The sequence below is a fragment of the Streptomyces sp. NPDC044984 genome (assembly GCF_040646935.1).
Taxonomy (GTDB): domain Bacteria; phylum Actinomycetota; class Actinomycetes; order Streptomycetales; family Streptomycetaceae; genus Streptomyces.
In genome coordinates this window covers 153,791-179,433 of record NZ_JBEZBE010000013.1, presented here as the reverse complement: position 1 = coordinate 179,433, position 25,643 = coordinate 153,791, and the positions used below count along the sequence as shown (strand labels likewise).

The 25,643-nt window shown below is 76.2% G+C and carries 21 protein-coding genes; 9 read left to right on the top strand and 12 right to left on the bottom strand.

Annotated elements, in window-relative coordinates; all coding sequences use genetic code 11:
• Positions 1 to 162 precede the first annotated feature (162 nt).
• Entirely contained in the window at positions 163 to 1,398 is a 1,236-nt protein-coding gene (locus tag AB0A94_RS16805) for an MFS transporter (RefSeq protein ID WP_361744988.1), read from the top strand.
• 126 nt (positions 1,399 to 1,524) lie between these two features.
• Here AB0A94_RS16805 and rfaE2 read toward each other — a convergent pair whose 3' ends face one another.
• The 7 genes from rfaE2 to AB0A94_RS16770 form a co-directional block, all read right to left on the bottom strand.
• Positions 1,525 to 2,949 carry a D-glycero-beta-D-manno-heptose 1-phosphate adenylyltransferase gene (rfaE2, locus tag AB0A94_RS16800; RefSeq protein WP_361744931.1) on the bottom strand — a complete coding sequence of 475 codons (1,425 nt, stop codon included), beginning with the start codon at positions 2,947 to 2,949 and terminating at the stop codon, positions 1,525 to 1,527.
• Complete coding sequence (locus AB0A94_RS16795; protein ID WP_361744929.1) at positions 2,946 to 3,572, bottom strand: SIS domain-containing protein; 627 nt, start codon at positions 3,570 to 3,572, stop codon at positions 2,946 to 2,948. Before AB0A94_RS16795 ends, rfaE2 begins: the two co-directional genes overlap by 4 nt.
• A gap of 74 nt (positions 3,573 to 3,646) precedes the next feature.
• Positions 3,647 to 4,894 carry a glycosyltransferase gene (locus AB0A94_RS16790; protein ID WP_361744927.1) on the bottom strand — a complete coding sequence of 416 codons (1,248 nt, stop codon included), beginning with the start codon at positions 4,892 to 4,894 and terminating at the stop codon, positions 3,647 to 3,649.
• 250 nt (positions 4,895 to 5,144) lie between these two features.
• Positions 5,145 to 6,209, bottom strand: coding sequence for a glycosyltransferase (locus AB0A94_RS16785; RefSeq protein WP_361744925.1), 1,065 nt, complete (start codon positions 6,207 to 6,209; stop codon positions 5,145 to 5,147).
• Positions 6,206 to 7,870 (bottom strand): carbamoyltransferase C-terminal domain-containing protein, encoded by a 1,665-nt coding sequence (locus tag AB0A94_RS16780; protein WP_361744923.1) that lies wholly within the window; start codon positions 7,868 to 7,870, stop codon positions 6,206 to 6,208. Before AB0A94_RS16780 ends, AB0A94_RS16785 begins: the two co-directional genes overlap by 4 nt.
• 76 nt (positions 7,871 to 7,946) lie before the next feature.
• Positions 7,947 to 8,909, bottom strand: a complete 963-nt coding sequence (locus AB0A94_RS16775) for an NAD-dependent epimerase/dehydratase family protein (protein WP_361744921.1) — start codon at positions 8,907 to 8,909, stop codon at positions 7,947 to 7,949.
• Positions 8,910 to 9,186: 277 nt separating this feature from the next.
• The gene (locus AB0A94_RS16770; protein WP_361744920.1) at positions 9,187 to 9,696 is read right to left on the bottom strand and encodes a hypothetical protein; all 510 of its coding nucleotides are present in this window, start codon (positions 9,694 to 9,696) and stop codon (positions 9,187 to 9,189) included.
• A gap of 171 nt (positions 9,697 to 9,867) precedes the next feature.
• Here AB0A94_RS16770 and AB0A94_RS16765 point away from each other — a divergent pair, with 171 nt between their 5' ends.
• From AB0A94_RS16765 to AB0A94_RS16740, 6 genes are all read left to right on the top strand, one after another.
• Positions 9,868 to 11,121 carry a cytochrome P450 gene (locus tag AB0A94_RS16765; RefSeq protein ID WP_361744918.1) on the top strand — a complete coding sequence of 418 codons (1,254 nt, stop codon included), beginning with the start codon at positions 9,868 to 9,870 and terminating at the stop codon, positions 11,119 to 11,121.
• A gap of 124 nt (positions 11,122 to 11,245) precedes the next feature.
• Positions 11,246 to 11,434, top strand: a complete 189-nt coding sequence (locus tag AB0A94_RS16760) for a hypothetical protein (RefSeq protein WP_361744916.1) — start codon at positions 11,246 to 11,248, stop codon at positions 11,432 to 11,434.
• Between the two features lie 24 nt (positions 11,435 to 11,458).
• A complete protein-coding gene (locus tag AB0A94_RS16755; protein ID WP_361744914.1) occupies positions 11,459 to 12,154 on the top strand; it encodes a hypothetical protein in 696 nt (231 codons plus the stop codon).
• Entirely contained in the window at positions 12,151 to 13,128 is a 978-nt protein-coding gene (locus tag AB0A94_RS16750) for a hypothetical protein (protein ID WP_361744912.1), read from the top strand. The genes AB0A94_RS16755 and AB0A94_RS16750 overlap by 4 nt, the downstream gene beginning before the upstream one ends.
• Positions 13,125 to 14,042 (top strand): hypothetical protein, encoded by a 918-nt coding sequence (locus tag AB0A94_RS16745; RefSeq protein ID WP_361744910.1) that lies wholly within the window; start codon positions 13,125 to 13,127, stop codon positions 14,040 to 14,042. The genes AB0A94_RS16750 and AB0A94_RS16745 overlap by 4 nt, the downstream gene beginning before the upstream one ends.
• Entirely contained in the window at positions 14,039 to 15,124 is a 1,086-nt protein-coding gene (locus tag AB0A94_RS16740) for a serine hydrolase domain-containing protein (RefSeq protein ID WP_361744908.1), read from the top strand. Before AB0A94_RS16745 ends, AB0A94_RS16740 begins: the two co-directional genes overlap by 4 nt.
• A gap of 68 nt (positions 15,125 to 15,192) precedes the next feature.
• Here AB0A94_RS16740 and AB0A94_RS16735 read toward each other — a convergent pair whose 3' ends face one another.
• From AB0A94_RS16735 to AB0A94_RS16715, 5 genes are all read right to left on the bottom strand, one after another.
• Positions 15,193 to 16,563, bottom strand: a complete 1,371-nt coding sequence (locus AB0A94_RS16735; protein ID WP_361744906.1) for a trypsin-like serine protease — start codon at positions 16,561 to 16,563, stop codon at positions 15,193 to 15,195.
• 169 nt (positions 16,564 to 16,732) lie between these two features.
• Positions 16,733 to 18,397 carry an alkaline phosphatase D family protein gene (locus AB0A94_RS16730; protein ID WP_361744904.1) on the bottom strand — a complete coding sequence of 555 codons (1,665 nt, stop codon included), beginning with the start codon at positions 18,395 to 18,397 and terminating at the stop codon, positions 16,733 to 16,735.
• Positions 18,398 to 18,656: 259 nt separating this feature from the next.
• Positions 18,657 to 19,418 carry a metallophosphoesterase gene (locus AB0A94_RS16725; protein WP_361744902.1) on the bottom strand — a complete coding sequence of 254 codons (762 nt, stop codon included), beginning with the start codon at positions 19,416 to 19,418 and terminating at the stop codon, positions 18,657 to 18,659.
• The gene (locus AB0A94_RS16720) at positions 19,415 to 19,702 is read right to left on the bottom strand and encodes a hypothetical protein (RefSeq protein ID WP_361744900.1); all 288 of its coding nucleotides are present in this window, start codon (positions 19,700 to 19,702) and stop codon (positions 19,415 to 19,417) included. The genes AB0A94_RS16725 and AB0A94_RS16720 overlap by 4 nt, the downstream gene beginning before the upstream one ends.
• A 22-nt stretch (positions 19,703 to 19,724) precedes the next feature.
• Positions 19,725 to 20,414 (bottom strand): nucleotidyltransferase family protein, encoded by a 690-nt coding sequence (locus AB0A94_RS16715; RefSeq protein ID WP_361744898.1) that lies wholly within the window; start codon positions 20,412 to 20,414, stop codon positions 19,725 to 19,727.
• A 241-nt stretch (positions 20,415 to 20,655) separates the two neighbouring features.
• Here AB0A94_RS16715 and AB0A94_RS16710 point away from each other — a divergent pair, with 241 nt between their 5' ends.
• Together AB0A94_RS16710 and AB0A94_RS16705 are read left to right on the top strand one after the other, a co-directional pair.
• The gene (locus tag AB0A94_RS16710) at positions 20,656 to 21,231 is read left to right on the top strand and encodes a hypothetical protein (protein ID WP_361744986.1); all 576 of its coding nucleotides are present in this window, start codon (positions 20,656 to 20,658) and stop codon (positions 21,229 to 21,231) included.
• Between the two features lie 25 nt (positions 21,232 to 21,256).
• A complete protein-coding gene (locus AB0A94_RS16705; protein ID WP_361744896.1) occupies positions 21,257 to 25,579 on the top strand; it encodes a cation-translocating P-type ATPase in 4,323 nt (1,440 codons plus the stop codon).
• The last annotated feature ends 64 nt before the right edge of the window (positions 25,580 to 25,643 follow it).

Sequence of the window (25,643 nt, the reverse complement as noted above, 5' to 3'; positions counted from 1 at the left end):
GGCGACGGGAGCCGCCGCGCAGCGCAGCCGGCGTTCCGCTTCCCGCGCCCCCTCCGCTGAGTCCTCCGACTCGTCCTCCCGAGTGGCGCCCCTGTGTCTTCCCCGCCCACCCCTGCCCAGCCCGAGTCCCGCTCGCCCTGGCGCTCCCTGCGGCACCGCAGCATGCGCTGGTGGTCCGTCGCGAACTTCGTGTCCAACGCCGGTACGTGGATGCAGCTCACGGTGCAGAACCTGCTGGTCCTCCAGATCACCGGGTCCGCCGCCGCCACGGGTCTGTCCATGTCCGTGCAGGCCGCCCCGGCCCTGCTCATGAGCGTCCTCGGCGGCGCGGCGGTCGACCGCTGGCCGCGGAAGCTGACGGCCGCCGTCAGCCAGGCGCTGCTGGCCGTGATCGCGTTCACCACGGCCACCCTGGTGGCGCTGGACCGGCTCGACATGACGTCCCTGATGGTGCTGGCCGCCGTCACCGGCGTCGTCGCCACCGTCGACAACCCGGCGTGCGCCCTGCTGGGCAACGACCTCGTCCCCGCCGAGGACGTGCCCTCCGCCATCGGCGTGGGCGCGCTGATGTTCAACGCGGGCCGGCTCGCGGGCGCCGCGCTCGCCGGGGTGACGGTCGGGTTCCTCGGCACGGCCGCCGCCTACTTCGCCAACGGGTTCTCCTTCCTCTTCGTGACCGCGGTCATCCCGTTCCTGCGCCCGGCGGCGGGAGCGGTCCGGCACGTCGTCGAGAGGGGCGAGAAGGGCGGGGAGAGCGAGCGCCCGCAGCCCGCCATGACCGTCCGCGAGGGGATCGCCTTCTTCGCCCGCCGGCCGCGGCTGCTCGCGCTCGCCGGGGTGACCGGCGTCAGCGCGGTCTTCGGCCGCAACTACGGGCTCACGCTCGCCGTCCTGGTCACCGGCCCGCTCGCGGGCGGAGCCGGGGCGTTCGGCACGGTGTCCACCGTCCTCGCGGTCGGCGGCATCCTCGGCGCGGTGCTCGGCGCACGGCTGCGCCGGCCGTCCGTGCGGCTGGTCGGCGCCCTCGCGGCGACGGGCGCGCTGCTGCAGGTGGTGGCGGGGACGTCACCGTCGCTGGCCGTGCTGCTGGTGCTGGTGCTGCCCATGGCCGTCGTCGAGTCCGTCTCCGACACCGCCGGAACGGCCGTCCTGCAGACCGATCCGCCCGCCCACCTGCGCGGACGCGTGCTCGGCGTCTGGGGCAGCATCGGCACCGTGTGGAGCCTGGGCGGCCCGCCCGCCCTGGGCCTCCTCATGGAACTGGCCGGCCCGCGCGGCGCCCTGATCACCGGTGGCCTGATCATCGCCACGTCGATCGCGGCAGGCCACCTCCTCCACACCCGCCGCGCTCAGGCCCCGGCCGTGCTCCGCCCCGAAGCCCTGGAGACAGCGGCGTGATTTCCAGCCCGTCCGGCGTCTGAGGACGAGGCCCGAAGGGCCGAAAGGGGGGTCCGGGGGCACAGCCCCGGGGACGGGACGGGTAGGGGCGGCGGGGGCGGAAAACCTCCCCGCCCACCGCCCGGCTCACCCGTCCGGCGTCCGGAGGGCGACCGCCGCCGCCTCAGCCGCCCGCCGGGCCAGCGCGGTCGTGGACCGCCCGTCCAGATACGGCAGCACCACCGCCTGCCCACCCCAGGAACGCAACACCTCCGCCTCCGGCAGCTCCTCCACGGAGTAGTCCCCGCCCTTCACCCACACATCGGGCCGCAACCGCCCCAGCACCGCCTCGGGCGTGTCCTCCTCGAAGACCACCACCGCGTCCACGCTCCCCAGCGCCGCCAGCACCCTCGCCCGGTCCGCCACCGGCGTCAGCGGCCGCCCCGCCCCCTTCCGCCGCGTGACCGACGCGTCGGAGTTCAGGCACACGATCAGACAGTCACCGACCCGCCGCGCGCTCTCCAACAGCCCGACGTGTCCCGCGTGCACCAGATCGAAGCAGCCCCCCGTGGCGACCACCGTCCCCCCGCGCGCCCGCACCCCCTCCGCCAGCTCGAACGCGTCGGCGGCCGGATCGTGCGCGGGACCGGGCACGGCCGGCGCGTGCCACAGCTCCGGGTTCCCCGCCCCGCCCGCCGCGACGAACGCCGCCGCCTCGGCGACCGCCCGCTGCAGCGCCTCCTCCGGCAGCAGCCCGTCGGCCAGCGCCGCGACCGTCGTCGCCGCGAAGCAGTCACCCGCGCCGCACGGATCCCCGTCCGCCCGGAACGGCGCCGGGATCAGCATCGGCGTACCCCCGCCGGGCCGGGTCAGCAGCACCCCGCGGTCCCCGAGCGTCACCGCGACCCCCGCCGCCCGCCAGCGCTCCGCCAGTTCCGTCCCGCGCTCGGCGAAGGCGCCCAGCGACACCCCGGACACCCCCGGCGCGCCCGGCGCGCCCGCGCACAGGGCGACCGCCTCCGCCGCGTTGGGCGTGACGAGGCGCGCCCCCGGTACCGGCGGGTCGCCCTTGGGGTGCGGGTCCCACACCAGGGGGGTGCGCCGGGCCGCGTCCGCCAGCTGCGGACGCACGGCCCCCGCGGTGTGCCGTCCGTAGTCCGCGACGAGGACGGCGTGCGCGCCCGCGAGCGCCTCGCGCACCGCCTCGTCCGGCTCGCCCGGCGTCCCGCCGCCCCGGTCGATGCGCACCACCGGCCGCCCGCCCGCCAGCACCCGCGTCTTCACCGGCAGCGTGCCGTGCAGCGGCAGCTCGAGGAGCCGGACCCGGCCGCCGAGCTCCCGGCGCACGGCCTCGCTGGCCGGGTCGTCGCCGAGCGCGGTCACCAGCACCACGTCCCGGCCGCCGCGGGCCGCGAGCGCGGCGGCCAGCCCGGCCCCGCCCGGATGCCGGCGGTCACCGGTGACGTCGACGACCGGGGCGGGCGCGTCCGGGGCCAGCCGGGTCGCGACCCCCTCGATGTCCTCGTCGAGCAGGACGTCCCCCACCACCACCAGCGGCTTCGGACCGGTCATGACGTCCTCCCGGGGACGGCCGCCGCACTGCGCGCGAGGGGCGCGGCCACGGCGGCGTCGAAACACTCGCAGAGCAGGTGTACGGCGACCAGATGCGTCTCCTGGACGGTCGCGGTGCTGCCCGCCGCCACGCACAGCGCCTCGTCCGCGGCCTGTGCCAGCGGGTTCGGCCCGGGCCCGGTGAGCGCCCAGACCCGCAGCCCGGCCCGCCGGGCCGTCACCGCCGCCGCGATCAGGTTGGCGCTGCGTCCCGAGGTGGACAGCAGCATCAGCACGTCGCCGGGGCGCCCGTGGGCGGTCACCTGGCGGGCGTAGACGTGGTCGAAGCCGTAGTCGTTGCCGATGGCGGTGACGCTGGAGGTCTCCGCGTGCAGGGCGAGCGCCGAATAGGCGCGCCGCTCCCGGCGGTAACGGCCGACCAGCTCGGCGGTCAGGTGCTGGGCCTGGGCGGCGCTGCCGCCGTTGCCGGCGGCCAGCAGCCGTCCGCCGTCGGTGAGGACGGCGGCGAGGCGCCCGCCCCAGTCGGCGATCCGGGGCAGTTCGCTCCGGCGGAAGCCGTCGAGGGCCTCCTGGAGCGACCGGCAGTGCAGTCGGGCGGCGTCGAGCGCGGAGTGTTCGGTCATGGTGTTCCGGGCGTGCCGCCTCGGGGGGACGACGGCGGGACCCGCACCTCCTTCCAGGGTCGGGCACCGGCGGGTCAGCCGGTTCCGGTCGCGGCGGGCTCGGCGTCGAGGACCTCGCAGTACGCCTCCTCGGTGGCCGCGGCGATCCGCGGCCAGCCGTAGCGGCTGAGCACCCGGCGGCGGCCGGCCGCCCCGCAGGCCCGGCGGGCCGCCGGATCGGCGAGCAGGCCGGCCACGGCCCGGGCCAGTGCCTCGGGGTCGCCGGGCGGCACCAGCCGGCCGGTGCCGGGATCGGCGACGGTGTCGAGCTGACCGCCGACCGCGGTGGCCACCACCGGACGGCCGCAGGCCATGGCCTCCAGCGGGACGATCCCGAAGGGCTCGTAGTCGGCGGGGCACAGCACCACGTCGGCGGAGCGCAGCAGCGCCGGCACCCGCCCGGCGTCCACCCCGCCGGCGAACCGGACCCGGTCGGCGACCCCGGCGTCCCGCGCGACGCCGCGCAGCCGGCGCACCTCCGGGTCGTCGTCGAGGCGGTCCGCGGGGGGACCGCCGACCACCAGCAGCTCGGTGCCGGGCAGCCGGGCCAGCGCGGCCAGCGATACCGCGGCGCCCTTGCGCGGCACCAGCCGCCCGAGCTGCACCAGCCGGTACCGGAACGGGCCGCGCGGCGCGACCGGGCCCACCGGCGTGAACCGGTCCGTGTCGACGCCGCACGGCACGACGACGGTCCGGTGCGCCGGCACACCCATCCGGACCAGCTCGGCGACCTCGTCCCGGCAGGTGGCGACGACCCGGTCGCAGCCCAGCCCCACCTCGATCTCGCAGCCGATCCGCTCCGGCGGACTGGTGTCGGCGAGCCGCTGGTGCCGGCGCTTCACCGTGCCCAGCGCGTGGTACGTGTGCAGCAGCGGCAGCCCCAGCTCCCGGGCCGCCCCCAGCGAGGCCAGCCCCGACATCCAGTAGTGCGAGTGCACGACGTCCGGGGGGCGCGCCCGCCACACCCGGGCCAGCAGGCGCCCGAACTCGTCCATGTACGGCAGCAGCCGGTCCTTGGGGACCGGCTCGGCGGGGCCCGCCGGGACGTGGTGCACCTCGACGCCCTCGCGCAGCGTCACCCGGTCGGGCAGGCCGGGCGCGTCGCGGCGGGTGTGCACGGTGACGCGGTGGCCGCGGTCGGCGAGCGCCCCGGCCAGGGCGGCGACATGGACGTTCTGCCCGCCGGCGTCCACCCCGCCGAGGGTGGCGAGCGGGCTCGCGTGCTCCGAGACCAGGGCGATGGACAGCACGCCCGGGGCGAGCGGGCCGGAAGCGGGGGTCATGGGCGCACCTCCGTGATCGGTCGCGGCACAGGCCACAGCGGAATGGGTGGTGGGGCCGGCGTCGCCCGGCCGGCGGAAACCGAGCCGGTCGGGCCTGCCGCCGGGCCGCGGGACGTCGGGTACGGGGAGCCGGCGCAAGACCGGTGGCGGGTGCGCCCGCCCCCGCCGTCCGTCCGGGGCGGCTGCCGTCGACGAGGCGGGGAGCCCGGCCCGCGAGGGCCGGATCCCCCTGCTCCGGCCGGGAGGGACGTCAAGAGGGGAGCCGTTCGCCGGCCGGCGGGGAGTGCGCGGGCGCGGGGGCCCCGGCCCGGTGCGGGTGGGGCGGCGCCGTGCGGTGCAGGGCGTGGCCGCGCAGCCAGTGCCAGGTCGCGGCGGGCGGGACGAGCACGCTGGTGAGGGACATGGTGACGATCTCCTCGCGGGTGCGCGGACCCGGCAGGATCCGGGTGAGGGCGAATTCGGCGGTTCCCGCCAGCCATCCGACGGCACACGCCACCGCCGTACGCGGCCGGCCGGACAGCGCGCAGCCCGCCGCCGCCAGGCCCGCCGCGGTCAGCGCCAGATGCGCGGGCAGCCGGCCCCGCGGTGCCTGCGCCCGCCGCCACCAGCCGCGCCCGTGCAGCCGGGTCATCAGCACGTCGTCGGCGTTGCCCGCCTGGAGCCGTACGGAGATCCAGCGCCCGGCGGGCCGTACCGGATGGGCGGTGGTGCGGCGGCCCTCGGACAGCGTCCAGCCGGCGTCGAGCACCCGCAGCGCCAGGTCCGTGTCCTCCCGGAAGGCCCTGCGGAACCGTTCGTCGAAGCCGCCGACGGACTCCAGCGCCCGGCGGCGGTACGCCATGTCGGCGGTGATCCAGCGGGCCCGGGCGAGCCCGGCGGTGCCCCGCTCCCAGTCGGTGGGCGGCCGGTCCGGCGGCAGGGGCACCTCGATCCGGGCGGCGATCCCGGCGGTCGCGACGCTCGCCCCGGCGAGGTCGAGCGCGAGGTCGTCGGCCCAGGTGGGTCCGGGCACCACGTCGTCGTCGAGGAAGACGATCCACGGCGCGTCCCCGGCGGCCCGCCACCCGGTGTTGCGGGCGGCGGCCGGACCCCGCGCCCCGCCGGGCACGACGAGGGTGCGCGAGCGCAGCGACGGCGGAACGGCGGCGGTCAGCGGCGCACCGGCCGCATCCGGGCGGTCGTCGACCACCACGACCCGTACCGGGCCGGGCCCCTCCGCCTCGGCCAGCGCCCGCAGGCACCTGCCGAGGCAGGGCCGGCCGAGCGTCGGCACCACCACCGCGTACTCCCCGCCCGGGGCGGCCGGCCCGGTCACCGGGACACCTCGCCGCCGTCGGAGCGGAACAGATCGCCGCGCCGGATCGCGTACGGGCCGATGGCCAGGAGGTCGACGGGGGAGGAGCCGAAGCACTCCAGGGCGTCGCGCGGGTCGTCCACCATCGGCCGGCCCGCCGTGTTGAGGCTGGTGTTGACGACCACGGGCAGCCCGGTCAGCCGCTCGAACTCGCCCAGCATCCGCGCCACCAGGGGCTCGCGCGCCGGATCGACCGTCTGGATGCGGGCGGTGCCGTCGACGTGCACCACGGCCGGGATGCGGTCCCGCCAGGCGGGCGCCACGTCGTGCACGAACAGCATGTACGGGCTCGGCAGCGGGCCGTCGAAGATCCCGGCGGCCTGGTCGGCGAGCACCATCGGCGCGACCGGCCGGAACTGCTCGCGGCCCTTGACGTCGTTGAGCCGCTCCAGATTGCCCGCGTGCCCGGGGTGGGCCAGCAGCGAGCGGTGGCCGAGCGCCCGGGGGCCGTATTCGGCGCGTCCCTGGAACCAGGCGACGATGCCGTTGTCCGCCAGCGCCCGGGCCACGGTGGCGGCGATGTCCGCCGGCCGTTCGAAGGGCACGGCGGCCGTCTTCAGCCACGCCCCCAGCTCCGCGTCGGACCAGTCCCGGCCGAGGTCGGCGCCGCTCATGGGCTCGGGCCCGTCACCGGCGCCGGCGGACAGCAGCAGGGCGCCGCCGAGCGCGGTCCCCGCGTCCCCGGCCGCGGGCTGCACCCACACCCGGGAGAACGGGCCCTCGCGGGCGACGCGGGAGTTGGCGACGCAGTTCAGGGCGACGCCCCCGGCGAGGGTGAGCACCGAGTCGTGGGTACGGCCGTGCAGCCAGCGCACCAGGTCCAGCAGGGTCTCCTCCAGGACCGCCTGCGCGCTCGCGGCGGCGTCGGCGTGGTCCCGGGTCCACGGTTCGTCCGGGCCGCGCGGCGCGCACAGGTCGTGCCAGGGCACGCCGGTGGCGTGGAAGCCGCCGTCGCCGGTCGGATACACGTACCGGCGCAGTTCGGGGAGCATGCGCGGGGTGCCGTGGGAGGCGAGGGCCATCACCTTGAACTCGTCACAGGAGCGCAGGAAGCCGAGGTGCTCGGTGAGTTCCTCGTAGACGAGGCCGAGCGAGTGGGGGAGGTCCTGTGCGCGCAGCGGTTCGAGCCGGTCACCGGCACGGCGGGCGGCGAGGTGGGAGGCGCGTTCGCCGCGGCCGTCCAGCACGAGGACGGAGCAGTCCCCGGCGTCCGGTGCGGCGAAGGCGCCGGAGGCGGCGTGCGCCATGTGGTGCGGTACGAAGCGGACGAGGCCGGGGTCGAGTCCGGGCAGCGCGGTCCGCAGGAAGCCGGGGGCCTCCCGCGCGTAGGTGAGCCGCAGGTGGTCCCACGGGTCGTCCAGGCCCATGGCGTCGGCGGGGCGGGCCAGCGCCGGGTCGAAGGAGTAGGCGACCGCGTCGAGGTCCTCCGGGCGCAGCCCGGCCCGCTTCAGACACCAGGCGGCGGCCCGCTCGGGCAGCTCCCAGGCGGAGAACGGCAGCGGGCGCTTGCCGTGCTTGCGCCGGGAGAACCTCTCCTCCTCCGCGGCGGCGACGGTCCGCCCGTCGATCACCAGGGCGGCCGCGGGGTCGTGGAAGAGGGCGTTGATACCGAGGATGCGCATGGGCGGACGGGCCTTTCACGGATCGGGCGGCCGGTGGTGGGGCCGCGGTGTCCTGGGCCGGCGGGGACGGCCGCGCTCAGCGGCGTGCTTCGGCGCGGAACCAGTCGATCGTGCGGCGCAGCCCCTCCTCGACGCCGACCAGGGGCTCCCAGCCGAGCTTGTCGCGGGCCAGCGTGATGTCCGGGCAGCGCACGGCCGGGTCGTCCACCGGACGGTCGATGTAGCGGATCTCCGAACGGGAACCGGCGAGCGCGACGACGAGACGGGCCAGGGCGAGCATGGTGATCTCACCGGGGTTGCCGATGTTGACGGGGCCGCGCATGCCGTGGCCGGCCGCCGCGAGGACGCCGGCCACCGTGTCGTCGACGTAGCACAGCGAGCGGGTCTGCAGGCCGTCACCGGTCACGGTGAGGGGTTCGCCGGCCAGGGCCTGCCGGACGAAGGTCGGCACGGCGCGGCCGTCGTGGCCGCGCATCCGCGGGCCGTAGGTGTTGAACAGCCGCACGATGCAGGTGTTCGTGCCGTGGGTCCCCGCGTAGGCGGTGGTCAGCGCCTCGCCGAAGCGCTTGGCCTCGTCGTAGACACTGCGCGGGCCGACCGGGTTGACGTGGCCCCAGTACCGCTCGTCCTGCGGATTCTGCTGCGGGTCGCCGTAGACCTCCGAGGTGGAGGCGAGGACGAAGCGGGCCTCGGCGCCCTGGGCGAGCCGCAGGGCGTTGCGGGTGCCGAGGCTGCCCGTCTCCATGGTGTGCAGCGGCAGCCGCAGGTAGTCCGCCGGGGAGGCGGGGGAGGCGAAGTGCAGCACCAGGTCGGGCGGCCGCTCGACGGGCAGCTCCTCGGCCACGTCGGCCTGTACGAGCGTGAACCCGGGCCGTTCGAGCAGCGGGGCGATGTTCTCCGGCCGGCCGGTGCTGAGGTCGTCCACGCACGTGACGGCGGCGCCCGCGTCGAGCAGGGCGGCACACAGATGGGAGCCGACGAATCCCGCGCCACCGGTGACGACGGCGTGCTCCCACTTCCGCGATATGACGGTGCTCATGCCGCCCAGCCTGAACCCCGCCCCCACGCACGGCACGGCCGCCTACTGCATTCCGGTGAATAACCCAGCGTGACCATCCGGACGCCTTTGCCTACCGTGGGCAGTCACCCCGCCCGCGGTGGGCAGTCGTGCCTCCCCCCAGTGCCTGAAGGGCCTGGGAGGTGCCCCAGGGCGGCACGGGTGGGCGGTGGGGGAGGCGTCCCGCGAGCGCCGGGTCGCGCAACCCACCCCCGGCCCACACCGACGCCGGGCGCCGCCCCGACGGGAAGCCGCGGGGTCACATCACGAGCGTGGCGTCCGGGTCCAGCCGGCCCAGCAGCGCCGACCGGTGAAGCCCCGCCACCGGCCCCACCAGATCCGGATGCCGCAGCAGCGCCGCCGCCCGGTGATCCGTCTCGTCGGGCGCGACCAGCCGACGGAACTCGGCGGACACGGCACCTCCCGCGAGCGCGGTCACCGCGAGACCGGCCAACCCGGGATCGGCCAGCAGGCACACCGCCCAACTCGCCACGACCTCGTCGACCCAGGTACGCCAGGCATCCCCCGCGACACCGTCGCCGCCGTCCGCCCCGGTCACCCGGTCGAGCCGCTCCGAACCCCCCGGGCCCACCAGCCCGACCAGGGCGACGTCCATCTCCGTCGGGTACCGCAGCCGTGCGGCGACGGTCACCGCCTGCCGCGCCTGCACCTCGCACAGGGCGGCCGCGAGCGCCCCGCCGGGCGCGGGGAAGGAACGGGTCAGCCACTGCGCGGTCGCCGCGATGACCGGGGAGAGATCTGCTTGCACTGCCGGGCCGTCCGAGCTGCTGGGGTGAGAGAACCGCACGGAACGCTAGCCGCCGGCCCCCGGCCCCGATGTGACCCCGACCTCCTTCGGCACGTGGTCTCGGCCACATCCGAACGGGTGGTCCCGGCCCCGGTCGGAGTGTCGCGGCATCCCCCGGGGCACCCGGCAGTCATGGACGTACTCAGCCGCCCCATGATCGACCGCACCCTGCCGCTGCTGGCCGAGGGCTACGCCTGGCTGCCCAACCGGATGCGCGACACCCGTGGCCCCGTGGTCCGCACCCGGATCCTGGGGCGGCCCGCACTCGCCCTGCGCGGCCCCGAAGCGGTGCGGTTCTTCTACGACGAGCGGAACGTGCACCGGCACCGCGCCATACCCGAGCCCGTGCTCGCCACCCTGTTCGGCCACGAGGCGGTGCACACCCTCGACGGCGCCGCCCACCGCGCCCGCAAGGCCCTGTTCCTGCCGCTGCTCGCCCCGGGCCGGATCGCCGGTCTCGTCGACCACACCACCGCCGCCTGGGACGAGGCCGTCCCCGCGTGGGGCCGGCGCGGCTCCGTCGTGCTGTTCGACGAGGCGAGCACGGTGCTCGCCACCGGGGTCCACCGGTGGGCCGGCATACCGCTGGACGACGCAGGCGCCGAGGCGACGGCCCGCGACATGATCGCCATGGTCGACGGTTTCGCCACCGCCGGACCGCGCCACCTGCGGGCCCGGCGCGCCCGCGCCCGACAGGAGGACCGGCTGGGCCAGCTGGTGCGGGACGTGCGGTCCGGCGCGGTCACCGCCCCCGCGGACTCGGTCCTCGACCTGGTGTGCCGGCACCGCGACGCGGACGGCGAGCCGCTCGACGAGAAGACGGCCGCGGTGGAACTGCTCAACGTCGTCCGTCCGACGACCGCCCTCGCCTGGTTCGTCGCCTTCACCGCGCACGCCCTGCACAAGTGGCCCGAGCACCGCGCCCCCCTCGCGGACGGGGACGTCCCGTTCACCGCAGCGTTCGCCCACGAGGTGCGCCGCTTCTACCCGTTCGTGCCGTTCCTCGGCGGTCTGGCCGCCCGGGACCTGTACTGGCGGGGCGAGTGGGTCCCGGCCGGGGGGCTGGTGGTGCTCGACGTGTACGGCCAGAACCACGACGAGTCGCTGTGGGGCGATCCGTACGCCTTCCGCCCGCAGCGCTTCCTCGAACGGCCCGTGGAGCGCGACGAACTGATCCCGCAGGGCGGCGGCGACCCGGGCGCCGGGCACCGCTGCCCCGGTGAGGGCATCACCGTCGGCGTACTGGAGGCGCTCGCGGTGCGGCTCGCCCGAACGGAGTACACGGTGCCGGAGCAGAATCTCACGATCCCGCTGCACCGGGTCCCGACCCGCCCGCACAGCGGCGTCCTCCTGTCCGGCGTACGCCCGCCCGCCGCCTCCTCGTGAAGCCTTGGCGCCCCGGCCTGTTGAAGAAGTGACGAAAGTAAGTCCTGAGAAAAGTAGCGCAATTTGTCCGATATGGGTGAGGCTGGAAGGGAAGGCAATCGCTACATCTCAGGGAGATGGTGTCATGCGTCCCGACGAGAAGGTCACCGAGGAACTCACCGGAATCCGGAGTGTCGACATCGAGGCGGCACTCGACCCGGCCGAGACCGACGGTGTGTACCGCGACAGCCGTGAGTGCGCCGCCCTGGCCATCGTCGTCGGCGGAGGCGCGGCTCTGCTGTCGCCGCCGACCCCGCGCCCGAAGAAGGGCTGAACGGGATCGACGGGAGCGGATGATATGGAGCAGTCAGGCACTTCGACCCGCTTGCAGGCCGCGGTGCAGGACCTCGCCTCCGGTGTGGTCTCCGCCCTTCGGGGCGGGGACCGCACCCGCGCGGTCCTCCCGGCGGGGACCGACGGGGAAGCGGGGGACCTCGCGCTCGCCGCCGTACGGGTACTGGGCGCGGACGCGATGCTGCCGAGCCTTCTGCTGGGCACCCCGCCCGACCCGGCGGAAGTGGCCGTGTTCCGCAAGGCGGTCGAGGCGTACCCGCCCCGCGCGGACGCCGCCCCCACCGTCCGCTGGAGCCACTGGGGGATGGCGCGCACCCTGCGGCGGATCGACCCCTCCTTCTCCTCCGGACCGCCGGACGAGCCGGGCACCGGCTGGCTCGACGAGGCGAACTGGCAGTCCCTCACCCATCGACTCGCCGTACTGGCCCCGCTCGCCCTGCCCGGTGAGGACTGCGCGGTGAGAGGAGCCGCCGGGCGCCGCCCCGTCGACGTCGCCCGCGGGTTCGTCCGGGCGGTGCGCCGCCGGGACTGGCGGCAGGCCGCCGGAGCCGGCCGCTGGCTGACCCTGCTGCCCGGCGTCCCGGACACCCTCGGCCTCGAAGCCGGCCTGGACTTCGTGGAGCTGATGGGTGAACAGGACCCGCACGTCACGCTCCAGGTGCAGGCGGCGCGGCTGATGCGGACCGGAGCACGCGGGTGACCGCGCCCGGCACCCGGGACGTCCGGCTGGTCGCCGAGGACGCCCTCGCATGGGTGACCGCCCACCGCGCCCGCTTCGCACTCGGCGAGGACGCGCTGGCGGCCGACGGCCGGGTCGACGGCACCTGGAAGCCGCTCGGCGAACTGGCCCGGGTCTGCGCGACCGTGACCCGCCGCACCGCCCCCGCCGACCCGCTGCACGCCCGGGCGGGCGCGCTGCTGGAGTTCGCCTGGCGGCAGACGCGCGACGGCGAGCTGTTCGCGCTGCTGCAGCGGCTGGAGCCGTTCGCCACCTACCCGTTGGAGGTGTACGCGGCCTTCGCCTCGGCCGGCTTCCGCCACCCCGCCTACGAGGAGGCCGCCGCCGTGGTCGCCCGCACCCGGGGCTGGCGGCTCACCGAGCAGAACCCGACCCGGCGCCTCGGCGTCCTGAAGGCCGAGGAGTGCTGCGGCATCCACCGGTCCGGACAGGACCCGGCCCCGCTGCCGCGCACCTGGCTCGGCGGACTGCCCGAACCCTGGACCTTCGAGCGCGCCGCCGGATACGCCCTCACGCACGTCGTCTTCCACCTCACCGACTGGGGACGCGCCGACGACGCGCTGCCGCCGGACCTCGCCGGCTATCTGGCCGACTGGCTGCCGGCCTGGCTGGACACCTGTCTCGACGCCGAGATGTGGGACCTGGGCAGTGAGTTGCTGGCCGTGGCCGCGACCCTGCCCCGCCCCCTCCTCGACGACGTCGTCCCACCGGACGCCTGGCGGCGCCTGAGGGCGGCTCAGGACCCCTCGGGCGCGATCCGGGAAGAGGGCCGCGACGACGGGGACGGCGAAGCCGCCGACCCCGAGCGGTACTTCGCCGTCCACTACCACTCCACCCTCCTGGCCGCCTTCGCGGCGGTACTCACCACCGCGCACCCGGCCGCCGCACCCGCCGGCACCGGAACGCGGCACGGCCGACAGGGAGCGCCGGCATGACCGACACCCGACTGATCCACACCGTCGGAGCCGGCGCCGTGGAATGGCTCTGGGCCCACCGCGACGGCTTCCGGCTGGAACCCGACGCGGACCCGGAGACGGGGTTCCTGGAGCGCTTCAAACCGGTCGGCGAACTCGCCCTGATCTGCGCCGTGCTCTTCCGGGAGGGCGTCGCCGGCTCCCGCCAGGCCGCACTGGCCCGCCGGCTGATCGACCACGCCTGGCGCGACACCCTGGACGGCGGCCGCATGCTGGTGCGCGGACAGCGCACCGAACCGCTCTCCCCCGTCCCGTTCGAGGTGTACCTGCCGTTCCGGGAACTCGGGTACAGCCAGCCCGAGCTGGAACGCGCCGTCGTGCTCAACCACCGCCTCGACAGCTGGCGGGCGTTCGAGACGTCCCCGACCCGGCGGCTCGCGCTCTCCGCGTTCCAGCGCCGCTACGGACTCACCCCCAGGCCCCCGGAGTCCGAGGCCCTGCGCGTCACCTGGCTGGCCCGCACCCCCGAACCCTGGACCGTCGAGGGCCACATCGCCTACGACATCACCCACTGCGTCTTCCACCTGACCGACTGGGGAGAGAACCCCGGCGGACTGCCCGCGGACATCGCCGACTACCTCACCACCTGGCTGCCGGCCTGGATCGACGACTGGCTGGACCTCGAACGCTGGGACCTGCTCGGCGAACTCCTGGTGGTGGACGCCTGCCTGCCCCGGCCCACGCTGGACGAGCCGGCCTGGAAGGCCTTCGCCGCCGCACAGCAGCCGGACGGCGCCATGCCCGCGGCCCGGACGATGCCCGAGGGCGACGAACAGGACGTGTTCGACCTCGTCTACCACCCGACGCTGGTCGCCGCCTTCGCCTCCGTCCTGGCCACCTCCCGCGTCCTGACCGAACTGGCCCGCGCCTCATGACGACGACGTACCGCACGCCCTGGCCGGGCCTCCCGCCCGACGGTGAGACCCCCGCACACCGGGCGGAGTCCCGCGCCGACGAGCGCCTGTACGAGCGACTCGGCGACGCCGTCGCCGCGGCCGACGCGCCCGACGCGGTCTTCGCCGTGTCCCGGGACGGCCGTCGCACCGTACGCACCGGCGGCACCGCCCCGCCCCCGGAACACCCGCGCGACACCCTCCGCTACGAGATCGGCTCGGCCACCAAGACGTTCACCGGACTGCTGCTGGCCCGCCTGACGGACAGCGGCCGGCTCTCCGGCGGCGAACCGGCCCGCGCCCTGCTGGACGGCGGCCGGCCCGCCGGGCCGGCACCGGCGACGCTCGTCCACCTGATCACCCACACCGCCGGACTGCCCCGCCTCCCGGCCGGCTTCCACCTCCGGGCCCTGCCCGCCTGGCGCGGCAACCCCTACGCCCGCTACCCCGACGCGCGCGTCGTCGACGCCTTCCTGCGCCACCGCCCCCGGCACCGCCCCGGCACCCGCTGGCACTACTCCAACTTCGGTGTCGCCGTGCTCGGCCACGCCCTGGCCGCCGCCACCGGCACACCCTTGAACGACCTGATCACAGGACAGCTGCTCGAACCCCTCGGCCTCGGCGGCACGGCCCTGCGGGCGGACGCCGGCGGGCCCGACGCCACCGGGCACGGCAAGGACGGCGGGACGACCGTCCCGGCCTTCGACGCGGGCGGCTTCCAGGCGGCCGGCGCCGTCCGGGCCACCCCGCACGACCTGCTCACCTTCCTCGAGGCCCATCTCGACCCGGCCCGCGCACCCGGTCTCGCCGGCGCGCTGCGCGCCGTACGCACGCCCGTGCTCCGCCGCGGACTCGGGCACCGGCACGTGCACACCGCCGCCTGGTTCCGGCACCCGACGGACGGCGGCCCCCTGTACTTCCACTCCGGGGCCACCCTCGGCCAGCAGGCCTTCCTCGGCTTCCGGCCCGACACCGGGACCGCCCTGGCCGCGGTGTGCACCCGCCGCTTCCGCGCCCGCGACCCGTTCCAGGCCACGGCGTACGCCCTGCTCGCGCAGGAGTGACGCCGCCCTCGCACGAACGGCGCCGGCGCCGGCCCAGGGCTGACGGCGGCGCCGTACCGGTCACACGGTCACAGCCGCTGCCACAGCGCCGGGGTCCCGGCGGGCGCCCACGCGCCCTGCGCCTGGTGGGTCTGCAGGCACTGGTAGCGCACCCCGTCCCGGGTCACCGTGGTCCCCACCTCGTAGACCCGGCCCGCGGCCCACGCCCGCGCGCCGTCGTCCTGCCGGTCCGGCGTGGTCTGCGCCGCGGCGGTGGTCAGGGTGAGACCGAAGTCGCCGAGGATCGGGTTGACCGGCTGGTAGAACGTCGTACCGCCACTGGTGCAGTCACCGGACCCGCCGGAGGTGACCCCCTGCGCCTGCGCGCCCGTGACGTACGGCCCCCCGGAGTCGCCCGGCTCGGCGCACACCGTCGTCCGGGTCAGCCCGTCGACCCTGCCCTCGGGGTACCTGACGCTGGTGCCGTGCTGCTGGATGGTGCCGCAGTGCCATCCGGTGGTCGAGCCGGAACGGCACACCGACGCCCCGACGAGCGCCTGCGCCGAACCGGTGACCTGCACCTCCTGGCCCTCCTGCGCCTTGACGCCGGGCGTGGGCGTCCACTGGTCGTCGGTGGCCACCCACGCCATGTCCTCGCCGGGGAACGTGGAGGCCCGGAAGACGCCCTGCGCGGTGCGGTCGTACCCGGTCGTGGTCGCGCCGGGCTCGCCGCAGTGACCGGCGGTGGCGAAGCCCGCCTGCTCGCCCCTGGTGACGGAGAAACCGACGGAGCACCGCGCGGAGCCGTCGATGTAGAAGGCGTCGCCGCCGGTGATGTCCTGCAGCAGGCGCGGCCGTACCGTCGTCATCCGGATGCCGACGTCCTCGCCTTCGAGCCCCGCGGCCTTGACGAAGGCGGTGCCGGCCGCCTGGCTGGTCGCCTGCACCATGACCCGGTTCTCCGGTACGTCGACGTACCAGACGGGCGTGTCGAGGGTCTCGACCCGCTCGGCCGCCGCGTCCAGCTTCGCCTTGGCCGCCTCCAGCCCGGCCAGCGTCCGCCGGACCACCTTGGCCGTGGCGCCCTCGGCCTCGATGGCCGCCGCGTCCTTGGCGTCGGTGGTCGCGACCATGAGCTCCCCGGCCGTCCTGCCGCGCACCCAGGCACCGGCGAACCGGTCGCCGAGCGCGTTGCGCAGCCGGCCCGCCCGGGTGCCCGCCTCCGCTTCGTTGACCAGCCGTTCGGAGGCCTGCGCCGGGTCCAGCCCCAGATCGCGCCGGAGCGCCGCGAGCAGGTGGGGCGAGGGCCGGTCGGCGCCGAGGGTCTGGGCGGCGCCGGGCACCGGCCCCGCCACGGGCGGGGGGTCGGCCGCCGCGGCGCAGGGGAGTCCGGCGAGGACGAGGGCGCCGAGCGCCGTGAACGCCGACCGGCGCGCGGCCCGGGCATGTCTGAGGACCATTCGGTACGTCTCCTTCATGCGTGGTGCGGAGCTGCGGAGGAGACTCAGTCCTTGCCCGTGACACCCGGCACGATGTCAGGACACGCCGGGGTTACCGCGTTCGTGGCACGTGCGGACGCCAAGTGCAGTACACGCGTACGACTCCGGCCACCCGGACGGGTGGCCGGAGTCAGACCGGTGTCAGACCGGGCGAGCCCGCCTCGGTGACGAAGGAGGCGGCCGTGGAGACGGGGGCGCCGGGCGTCGTCACTACCGGGACGATCCGGTAGTCGGCCCGGGCGTTCTCCCGGCCCAGCTCGACGCGCACATAGCCGCGCCGACCGTCGTAGAACCTCAGGTGGGGGTTGGCCCGCAGATAGGTGTCCCAGTTGGCCGGGTGCTCCGCGCCGTCGCGACCGCTGGCGACGGAGGTGCAGGTCAGCTCCGTGCCCAGGACGGCGGAGCCGGGGTCGTCGAAGTCGTCCTTGATGTCGAAGGCGTACGCGACGTGGACGTCGCCGGTGAGGACCAGCCAGTTGGCGACACCGGCCGCCTTCGCGCCCGCGACCAGCCGGCCGCGACTGGCGCGGTAGCCGTCCCAGGCGTCCATGGAGACCTTCGCCTCGGCGTTCAGGTCCAGCTTGCGCTGCGAGAAGCACACCTGCTGGGGCATCACGTTCCACAGCGCCGTCGACGTGCCCCATCCGTCGAGCAGCCAGCGCTCCTGGGCGTCCCCGGTGAGGGTGCGCGCCGGGTCGTCGGACTCGGGCCCGGGAACGTGCGGGGTGTCGTCGTAGGCCTGGTCGGAGCGGTACTGCCGGGTGTCGAGGACGTCGAACTGGGCGAGGCCGCCCCAGTGCAGCCGGCGGAACAGCCGGGCGTCGGGGCCCTCGGGGAACTGGTCGGCGCGCAGCGGCTGGTTCTCCCAGTAGGCGCGGTAGGCGGCGGCGCGGCGGGGCAGGAACAGCGCCGGGTCGCTGCCGTTCTCGTCGATCGCGCCCGCGTAGTTGTTCTCGGTCTCGTGGTCGTCCCAGGTGACGACGAACGGGTGCGCGGCGTGCGCGGCCCGCAGGTCGGGGTCGCTCTTGTAGAGCGCGTAGCGCATCCGGTAGTCCGCCAGCGTCGTCGTCTCGCGGTTGAACACGGCCGGCAGCACCACGTCGGTGTAGCCGCGGGCGCCGCCCGCGGAGTCGACGGCGTACTCGTACAGGTAGTCCCCGAGGTGGAACACCACGTCGACGTCCTCCTGCGCGAGGTGCCGGTGCGCCGTGTAGTAGCCGTCGTGGTACGCCTGGCAGGCGACCGCCGCCAGTCTCAGGCTCGCGGCGTCGGCGCCGGCCGGGGGAGCGGTGCGGGTGCGGCCGGTGGGGCTGATCCAGGCGCCCGTGCGGAACCGGTAGTAGTAGCGGCCGCCCGGCTCCAGGCCCTGCACGTCGACGCGCACGCTGTGCCCGTACTCGGGCAGGGCGAGGGCGGTGCCCTGCCGCACGACCAGCGCGAAGGACTCGTCGGCGGCGACCTCCCAGGAGACCTCCACCCGCTGCTGTCCGAGGCCCCCGTCCGGTGCGAAGGGGACCGGGGCCAGCCGGGTCCAGATGAGCACCGAGCCGGGCAGCGGGTCCCCGGAGGCGACACCGAGCGTGAACGGGTCCTCGGTGATCCGGGCCGCGTCGAGCCGGGGCGCGGCGAAGGCGCCGCGCGCGGGGAGGTTGGTGGTGAAGGCGAGGGCGGCGGCCGCGGCGGTGACGGTGAGGAAGCGACGGCGGGCCAGGTGCCGTGCGACGGTGCGCAGTTCGGCGTCGTGCGGGGTGGGAGCGGGCTCGGACGGCGGTCCGGTACGGCCCGACAGTGCCATCTGGTGTCCTCTCGTGCGGGTCGGGGATGGACGACGGGCGCGGACCGGCGACGGCGCGGGCGGGCGCGGCCGTGCCCCGGGCGTGTGCGCGGCGACGCGGACCACGGGACCCGGAGCCTGCATGCTAATCAGGCAAAATGCGCAAAGGGTGCGCGCCTTGCGGGGTGTTCACACGAGAGGCCCTGTGCGGACCTGCTCCCGGGGCAGAGAAAAGCGCCGCCGGTGCGACCGGCGGCGCTGGAGTTGCGGGGCGGTGGGGCTAGGCGGTCGCCGCCCCCGTGGCGGCGCCCACGCGGTCGCGGACCGGCAGGTGGTAGACGTGGAAGGCGCGGCCGATGACCGGCTGGGCGACGTTGCGCACCTTCACGCCTCCCGTCGTCATGCCGTGCTCGCTGCCGGCGTGCGCGTGCCCGTGCACGGCGAGGTCGGCGCCGGCCGTGTCGATCGCCTCGGCCAGCAGATAGCTGCCCAGGAACGGATAGATCTCCAGCGGCTCCCCGGCCAGGGTCTCCGGCACGGGGGAGTAGTGGGTGAGGGCGATCCGGGCGTCGCAGCCCTCCTCGTCCAGCTTCTCCAGCGAGGCCCGCAGGCCGTCGGCGCACCGGCGGGAGAGGCGCACGAACTCCTTCATCACCGGCTCGCCGAACTCCCCGGCGCTCGCTCCGACGAACCCGCCGCCGAACCCCTTGGTGCCGGCCACCCCGACGCGCGCGTCGCCGGCCCGTACGACCGCCGACTCCCCCTCCAGGACGTGGGCGCCGGCGTCCCGCAGGACGGCCGTGACCTCGTCCTGCCGGTCGTCGTGGTGGTCGTGGTTGCCGAGCACGGCGACCACGGGGACGCCCACGCCCCGGATCTCGTCGGCCACCACGCGGGCCTCCTCGACGGTGCCGTGCCGGGTGAGGTCCCCGGCCAGCAGCAGGAGGTCGGCGCACTCGGGCAGGGTGTCGAACGCGGGGCGGAGCGTGCCCCGGGTGTCGGGGCCCATGTGGATGTCCCCGACGGCGGCGATCCGGATCATGACAGTTCCTCCGCGTGGTCGGGTGACGAGGTCTCGCTGAGCACGACGTCGCAGTGCACCTCGAGCCCGGCGAGCTCCTCCCGTACGGAGCTCAGGACGTCCTCGCGGCACCGGGCGGAGGGGACGGTTCCGGTGACCAGTACGGCCTTGCCGCGGACCTCGACCCGCACGCCGAGTTCGCCGAGTTCGCCGGAGGCGAGCCGGTCCTGGAGGTGGGCGACCCGGTACTCCGGGCTCTGCGCCGCCGGTGTGCCCCCTGCGGATCCGGCGTCGTGGGTGTTCATGGGCGTTCCCTTCCGCGGACGTTCAGATGACGTTCAGGCGTTCCAGGAGGAAGAAGAAGGCGGCCGGCATGGGCTCGTCCCCGCAGTCGCGCCGTACCCGCTCCCAATCGACCTTCTCGCGCAGGGCGCGGGCGATGGGCAGGACGGCCCCGAAGTCGCAGTGGTGCTCCGAGAAGGCGGCCAGCAGGCCGGTCAGCAGATCGGTGGGCGCCAGGACCGGCATGCGCACCGACTCCACCGGGAGTTCCTGCGCCCGCCGGAGCATCTCGGTGGAGACGGGCCGGTGCGCCAGCTCGAAGATGAGGTCGACGTCCTGGCCGAAGCACGTGGCCTTGATCAGCCAGTCCTCGGGCGGGGTGTACACCGTCAGCCCGGCCTCGCGGAGCGTGGCGGCCACCGACTCGGCGTCCTCGGGCCGGACGCAGAAGTCGACGTCGTGCTGGAGGTTCCCGCTGCCGCCGTGGGCGTGGACGGCGACGCTGCCGGCCAGCGCGAACAGGTGCCCGCCCCGCTTGAGCACCGCGCCGACCTGCTTGGCCGCCTCCAGGATCGCCTGATTGCGGTCGCGGGGCAGCTCCGGGTCGTCCTCCTGGGCGCGCGCGCCGCTCCGCACGGCGTGCGCCGGCACCGGTCCGGGGAGGTCCGTGGCCAGACGGAGCTCCCGGGTCCCCGGGGTCCGGGCGAGCGTGGCGTCCTCGCCGTTCTCCGTCATGACCACTCCTTTCGCCGACCCGACGGTCCGCACGGCCGCTGTGTGCCTGCACCTAGTACCCGGCGTGCCCGTTCCGACACGGGCGCGGGCGAAAGGCAGCGGACCGGGCCGGGGTGCTGTGCGGCCCCCCTCGCCGCCTCGGGCGTACAAGAAGGGCATTTTTGACGGTCGTGGCTGAATATGGGGCAAAAGATGGGGAAGGTGATGAGTGCCCGTGAGGGGCTCGCTCGTGGAGGCCGACATGGAGCAGGACACGTCTCGTCCGTCTGATCTTCCGCAACCCCTGCGGGCCGTCGCCTCGGGCCTGCGGCATCTGCCGGGCGCGCAGCAGGTGGGAAAAGTGGCCGGTGGCGCCCTGGACGCGATCGGCGCGGTGTCCCCGAGCGGGCGCCGGATGGCCGTCTACGCCGGAGCCGGGGTGCTCGGGGTGGCCGGCGTCGTCGAGTGGCCGGTGGCGCTGACCGGCGCGGCCGTCGCCTGGCTCACCCGGCCGCGCCCCGCGCAGCGGCCCGACGGCGGGCAGGGCGCGAAGCCACCGGACGGTGCGGACGGACACCACGGGGCACCGGCCGGGAGCGGCACGCCCGACGACCGGGCGTCCGCGGGCCCCGGCGACCGGCTCGCCCCCTCCCGCAACCGCGACGGCCGGGCGCAGCCCTCCGTGCGCGAACAGCCCGCCAAGGTGGGCGACACCGCCACCGCCTCGGCCCTGAAACAGGTCGCCGGTGCCACCCGGCACCACGGCGCGGACCTCGCCCCCGGCCCGGACCCGGGCACCGCGACCGGGCAGTCGCGCGACGCCCGGCACACCGGCTGAGCCACGATCAACGGGACTCCCACAGATGCTCACACGCTTCGACGTCGCCCCCCTCGCCGGGGCCGTGGCGGGAGCCGCCGCAGGCGCCGCCCGCGGCACCGCACAGGGCATGACGTCCGTCCACGCCACGACGCGCCGCCTCGGCCACGTCGCCCGCAACGCCCTCGACGGCGGCCGGCACTGGCGGGCCGGACACCACGTCCACCTGGCCCTGCGGCACCCGGGCGGCGCCACCGCCCCGCTCGCCCGCAAGGTCGCCGCCGAACTGCTCGACCACCCCGACGTGCTGACGGCGTACTGGGACGAGGGACTGTCCCGGCTCGTGGTGACCGCCGTGACGGACGCGGCCGGCGACCGCGTGACCGAGCGGGCCGTCGCGCTCGCCGCCCGCCTCGGACTGACCGAGGACGCCGGCCCCGAGGAGGAGGACGACACGGCCCACCCCGGCGACCCCCGCGAGGTACGGGTCGCCGCCACCGCGCTGCTGCTGGACGCCGCCGGCGCGGCCGGCGCCCTGGCGGGCCGGTCGCTGCGCCTGCCGCCCAGTCCCAAGGCGGTCACCGCCGCCGTCACCCTGCTGCGCGAGAACCCCCGCTTCCGCGCCCTGCTGCGGCAGCGGTTCGGCCGCAGCGGCATGGACCTCCTCCTCGCCGCCGCCAACGCCGCCACGCACGGCGCCGGACAGTCCCCCGTGTCCCTGGTGCTCGACGGGCTGGTGCGCACCGGCCAGCTGACCGAGGCGACAGCCCGGGCCGCCGCCTTCGAGGCCCTGCACGACGACGTCTGCCTCGAACGGCGCACCAGCATCCCCTGCCCCGCCGACACCCGCCCGCCCCTGCGGGTGACGCCCGCCCAGGCGTACGCGGCGCACGCCGGCACCGGCAGTGTCGCGGGCGCCGTCGCCACCCTCCTCGTCACCCACGACACCAGGGAGGCGGCCGAGGCCGTCCTCGCCGGATCCCCCAAGGCGGCGCGCTACGGCCCCGCCGCCTTCGACGCGTTCCTCGGCACCCATCTCGCCCGGTTCGGGGTCCTGGTCCGCAGCGCCGACCGGCTGCGGCAGCTGGAGATCGCCGACTCCCTGGTCCTGCACGCCGACGCCCTGCGCGGCCGGGCGCGGCCCGCCGACGGCGCGCCCGCGGTGTTCGAGGACCCCGTCGACCCCTACGCCGAAGCGGTCCTCGACGCGGCCCGCCGGGCCGGGCTGCACGTCGTGGTCACCGGCGGCTCCGACCTGAAGGACATCACCCGCCTCGCCGACGAGGTCGCCCCCGCCGACCTGCCGTTCGGCGACGTCGTACGGGCGCTGCAGAACGACGGGCACATCGTGGTGAGCGTCGCCCGCGTGGCCGCGCACGGCGGCGACGACATGGCGGCCGGACTGCCCGCCGGCGACGTGGCGATCGCCCTCACGGACGCGCGCTCGGCGCTCGCCTGGGGCGCCGACGCGCTCGCCCCGAACGGACTGGCCGACGTCTGGCGCCTGCTGACGGCCGTCCCGGCGGCCCGCCGGGTCGGCCGCCGCTCGCAGACCCTGGCCCGGGCCGGCGCCGCCCTGTCCGGGCTGATGGTGGCCCGCGGCGGCACACCCGGCGGTCGGCTGTGGCAGCGGCTCACCCGGCACGCCCCGGTGAACGTCGCGGCGGCGGGCGCCCTGCTCACCGGCTGGACGGAAGGCCTGCGCGTGGCCCGCGCCACGCCGCCCGAGCCCCGGCTGCACGTGCCCTGGCACGCCCTGGAACCGCACGAGGCACGCGAGCTGCTGAGCGACACCCGCGCCGACGCCGAACCCGGCGGACTCGCCCTGCTCGCCGAACGCTCCCGGCAGCGGGCCGCGCGGCTCGCCCGCACGCCCGCGGCCGCCCCCGCCCGCTGGACCTGGCAGGCGGCCGGCGCCGTCCGCCGCGAGCTCGACGACCCGCTCACACCGGTCCTGGCCACCGGGGCGCTCGCCTCGGCGCTGCTCGGCTCGCTCGTCGACGCGCTGCTCGTCGTCGGGGCCATGGACATCAACGCGGTGGCGGGCGGCCTCCAGCGGTTGCGCGCCGAACGGGCGCTGGCCCAGCTCGCCGCCCACCAGCGGCCCAAGGCCCGCCGGCAGGTCACCCGCGACCGCACGGTCACCGTCGACGCCGCCCGGCTGCGGCCGGGGGACCGGATCGGTCTCGGCGCCGGCGACGTCGTACCGGCGGACGCACGGCTGCTGGAGACGGACGGGCTGGAGGTCGACGAGTCGTCGCTCACCGGCGAGTCGCTGCCCGTGACCAAGGGCGTGGAAGCGACCCCGGGCGCCCCGGTCGCCCAGCGGACCTGCATGGTCTTCGAGGGCACCACCGTCGTGGCCGGCCGCGCCGACGCGCTCGTCGTGGACACCGGCGACCGCACCGAGGCGGGCCGCGCCGTCGCCCTGGCCGCCCGCACCCCGCCGCCCGCCGGCGTCCAGGCGCGGCTGCAGGAGCTGACCCGCAAGGCCCTCCCGGTGACCCTCACCGGCGGTGCGCTGGTGACCGGCCTGTCCCTGCTGCGCGGCAGTCCGATACGGCGTGCCGTCAGCGGCGGTGTCGCCGTGGCCGTCGCCGCAGTCCCCGAGGGGCTGCCGCTGGTCGCGACCGTCGCCCAGATGGCCGCCGCCCGCCGGCTCTCCCGGCGGGGTGTGCTGGTCCGCACCCCGCGCACCCTGGAGGCGCTCGGCCGGGTCGACACCGTCTGCTTCGACAAGACCGGCACCCTCACCGAGAACCGGCTCCGGCTGGTCCGGGTGGCCACCGCCGACGGCACCGTCCTCGCCCCGGACGCCGAGGACGCCGTACCGGTCGTACGGCTCGCCGCGCGCGCCTGCCCGCAGGAGGAGACCGGCGAGGGACGCCGGGTCGCCCACGCCACCGACGAGGCCGTCCTCGACGTGGCTCCGCCCGACACCGGCTGGAGTGCCGACGGCGAACTGGCCTTCGAGGCCAGCCGCGGCTACGCGGCGGCCGTCGGCCGGGACGGCGGCGCCGCGCTCCTCGTCGTCAAGGGGGCTCCCGAGACGGTGCTCCCCGCCTGTCGGGACCTTCCCGAGGAGGCGGCCGGCACCGCCCACACCCTGGCGGGCCAGGGACTGCGCGTCCTCGCCGTCGCCCGGCGCCCGTGCCGGGGGTCCGACGCGGACGCCGAACTCGACGCCGGCCTCGCGGACCTGGAGTTCGCCGGCCTGATCGCCCTCGCCGACGTGCCGCGCGACACCTCGCGGGAGCTGCTCACCGCACTGCGCCGGACCGGCATCCTGCCCGTCATGCTCACCGGCGACCACCCGGAGACCGCCCGCGCCATCGCCCTGCAACTGGGCTGGCCCGAGGAGACGGAGGTGGTCACCGGGGACGACCTGGTCGCCATGGGCCGCTCGGAGCGGGTGCGCGCGCTGCACGGTGCCGGAGTCGTCGCCCGGGTCGCCCCCGAGCAGAAGCTGCACGTCGTGGAGGCCCTGCAACAGGCCGGCCGGGTGGTGGCGATGGCGGGCGACGGGGCCAACGACGCCGCCGCCATCCGCGCCGCCGACGTGGGCGTCGGCATCGAGGCCCGCGGCTCCGCCGCCGCCCGCAACGCCGCCGACCTGGTGCTCACCACCGGTGACCTGTCCGTCCTGGTGGACGCCGTCGGCGAGGGCCGCGCGCTGTGGCGCAGCGTCGCCGACGCGGTCAGCATCCTCATCGGCGGCAACGCGGGCGAGGTCGGCTTCAGCGTGCTGGGCACCCTGCTCGCCGGGTCCTCACCGCTGTCGACCCGTCAGCTGCTCCTGGTCAACCTGCTCACCGACATGTTCCCCGCCATGGCGGTGGCGGTGACACCGAGCGACGACCCGTCGACGGCGGCGCACGCCGCGAGCGGCCCGATGGGCCTCGACGTCCTGGGCGCGCCCCTGCTGCGCTCCATCCGGCGCCGGGGCATCACCACCTGCCTCGGCGCGGTCACCGCCTATCTGATCGGCCGCCTCACCCCCGGCACCGAACGCCGCTCCACCACGATGGCCCTGTGCGGGGTGGTCGGCGCCCAGCTGGCGCAGACCCTCTCCGGGCGCCGCCGGAGCCCCCTGGTGTGGGTGACGGCCCTGGGCTCCGCGGCCGTGCTCGCCGCCCTCGTCCAGACGCCGGGCGTCAGCCACTTCTTCGGCTGCGCCCCGCTCGGCCCCGTCGCCTGGGCGGGCGTCGCCCTGGCCATCACCCTGTCGGCCCTCGCCCCGCGCCTGGAACGCCTCGAAGCGGTACGGCACCTGTACGACGCCGTGTCCCGCCTCGTCCTGCGACTCGGCGACTCCGCCGGCCGGACCCGCCACTTCCTGGACACCGGCATCGCCCGCCCGGTGGCCTGATCCCCCAGGGGCGCGGGGGACCGCGCACGGGGTCCGGGGGCGGAGCCCCGGGGACGGGACGGGA

What these genes read in the sequence shown, in the direction of transcription:
- AB0A94_RS16805 (WP_361744988.1), top strand. Translation starts at nt 163, where the DNA reads ATGCGCTGGTGGTCCGTCGCGAACTTCGTGTCCAACGCCGGTACGTGG.
- rfaE2 (WP_361744931.1), bottom strand. Translation starts at nt 2,949, where the DNA reads ATGACCGGTCCGAAGCCGCTGGTGGTGGTGGGGGACGTCCTGCTCGAC.
- AB0A94_RS16795 (WP_361744929.1), bottom strand. Translation starts at nt 3,572, where the DNA reads ATGACCGAACACTCCGCGCTCGACGCCGCCCGACTGCACTGCCGGTCG.
- AB0A94_RS16790 (WP_361744927.1), bottom strand. Translation starts at nt 4,894, where the DNA reads ATGACCCCCGCTTCCGGCCCGCTCGCCCCGGGCGTGCTGTCCATCGCC.
- AB0A94_RS16780 (WP_361744923.1), bottom strand. Translation starts at nt 7,870, where the DNA reads ATGCGCATCCTCGGTATCAACGCCCTCTTCCACGACCCCGCGGCCGCC.
- AB0A94_RS16775 (WP_361744921.1), bottom strand. Translation starts at nt 8,909, where the DNA reads ATGAGCACCGTCATATCGCGGAAGTGGGAGCACGCCGTCGTCACCGGT.
- AB0A94_RS16765 (WP_361744918.1), top strand. Translation starts at nt 9,868, where the DNA reads ATGGACGTACTCAGCCGCCCCATGATCGACCGCACCCTGCCGCTGCTG.
- AB0A94_RS16760 (WP_361744916.1), top strand. Translation starts at nt 11,246, where the DNA reads ATGCGTCCCGACGAGAAGGTCACCGAGGAACTCACCGGAATCCGGAGT.
- AB0A94_RS16755 (WP_361744914.1), top strand. Translation starts at nt 11,459, where the DNA reads ATGGAGCAGTCAGGCACTTCGACCCGCTTGCAGGCCGCGGTGCAGGAC.
- AB0A94_RS16745 (WP_361744910.1), top strand. Translation starts at nt 13,125, where the DNA reads ATGACCGACACCCGACTGATCCACACCGTCGGAGCCGGCGCCGTGGAA.
- AB0A94_RS16740 (WP_361744908.1), top strand. Translation starts at nt 14,039, where the DNA reads ATGACGACGACGTACCGCACGCCCTGGCCGGGCCTCCCGCCCGACGGT.
- AB0A94_RS16735 (WP_361744906.1), bottom strand. Translation starts at nt 16,563, where the DNA reads ATGGTCCTCAGACATGCCCGGGCCGCGCGCCGGTCGGCGTTCACGGCG.
- AB0A94_RS16730 (WP_361744904.1), bottom strand. Translation starts at nt 18,397, where the DNA reads ATGGCACTGTCGGGCCGTACCGGACCGCCGTCCGAGCCCGCTCCCACC.
- AB0A94_RS16725 (WP_361744902.1), bottom strand. Translation starts at nt 19,418, where the DNA reads ATGATCCGGATCGCCGCCGTCGGGGACATCCACATGGGCCCCGACACC.
- AB0A94_RS16720 (WP_361744900.1), bottom strand. Translation starts at nt 19,702, where the DNA reads ATGAACACCCACGACGCCGGATCCGCAGGGGGCACACCGGCGGCGCAG.
- AB0A94_RS16715 (WP_361744898.1), bottom strand. Translation starts at nt 20,414, where the DNA reads ATGACGGAGAACGGCGAGGACGCCACGCTCGCCCGGACCCCGGGGACC.
- AB0A94_RS16710 (WP_361744986.1), top strand. Translation starts at nt 20,656, where the DNA reads ATGGAGCAGGACACGTCTCGTCCGTCTGATCTTCCGCAACCCCTGCGG.
- AB0A94_RS16705 (WP_361744896.1), top strand. Translation starts at nt 21,257, where the DNA reads ATGCTCACACGCTTCGACGTCGCCCCCCTCGCCGGGGCCGTGGCGGGA.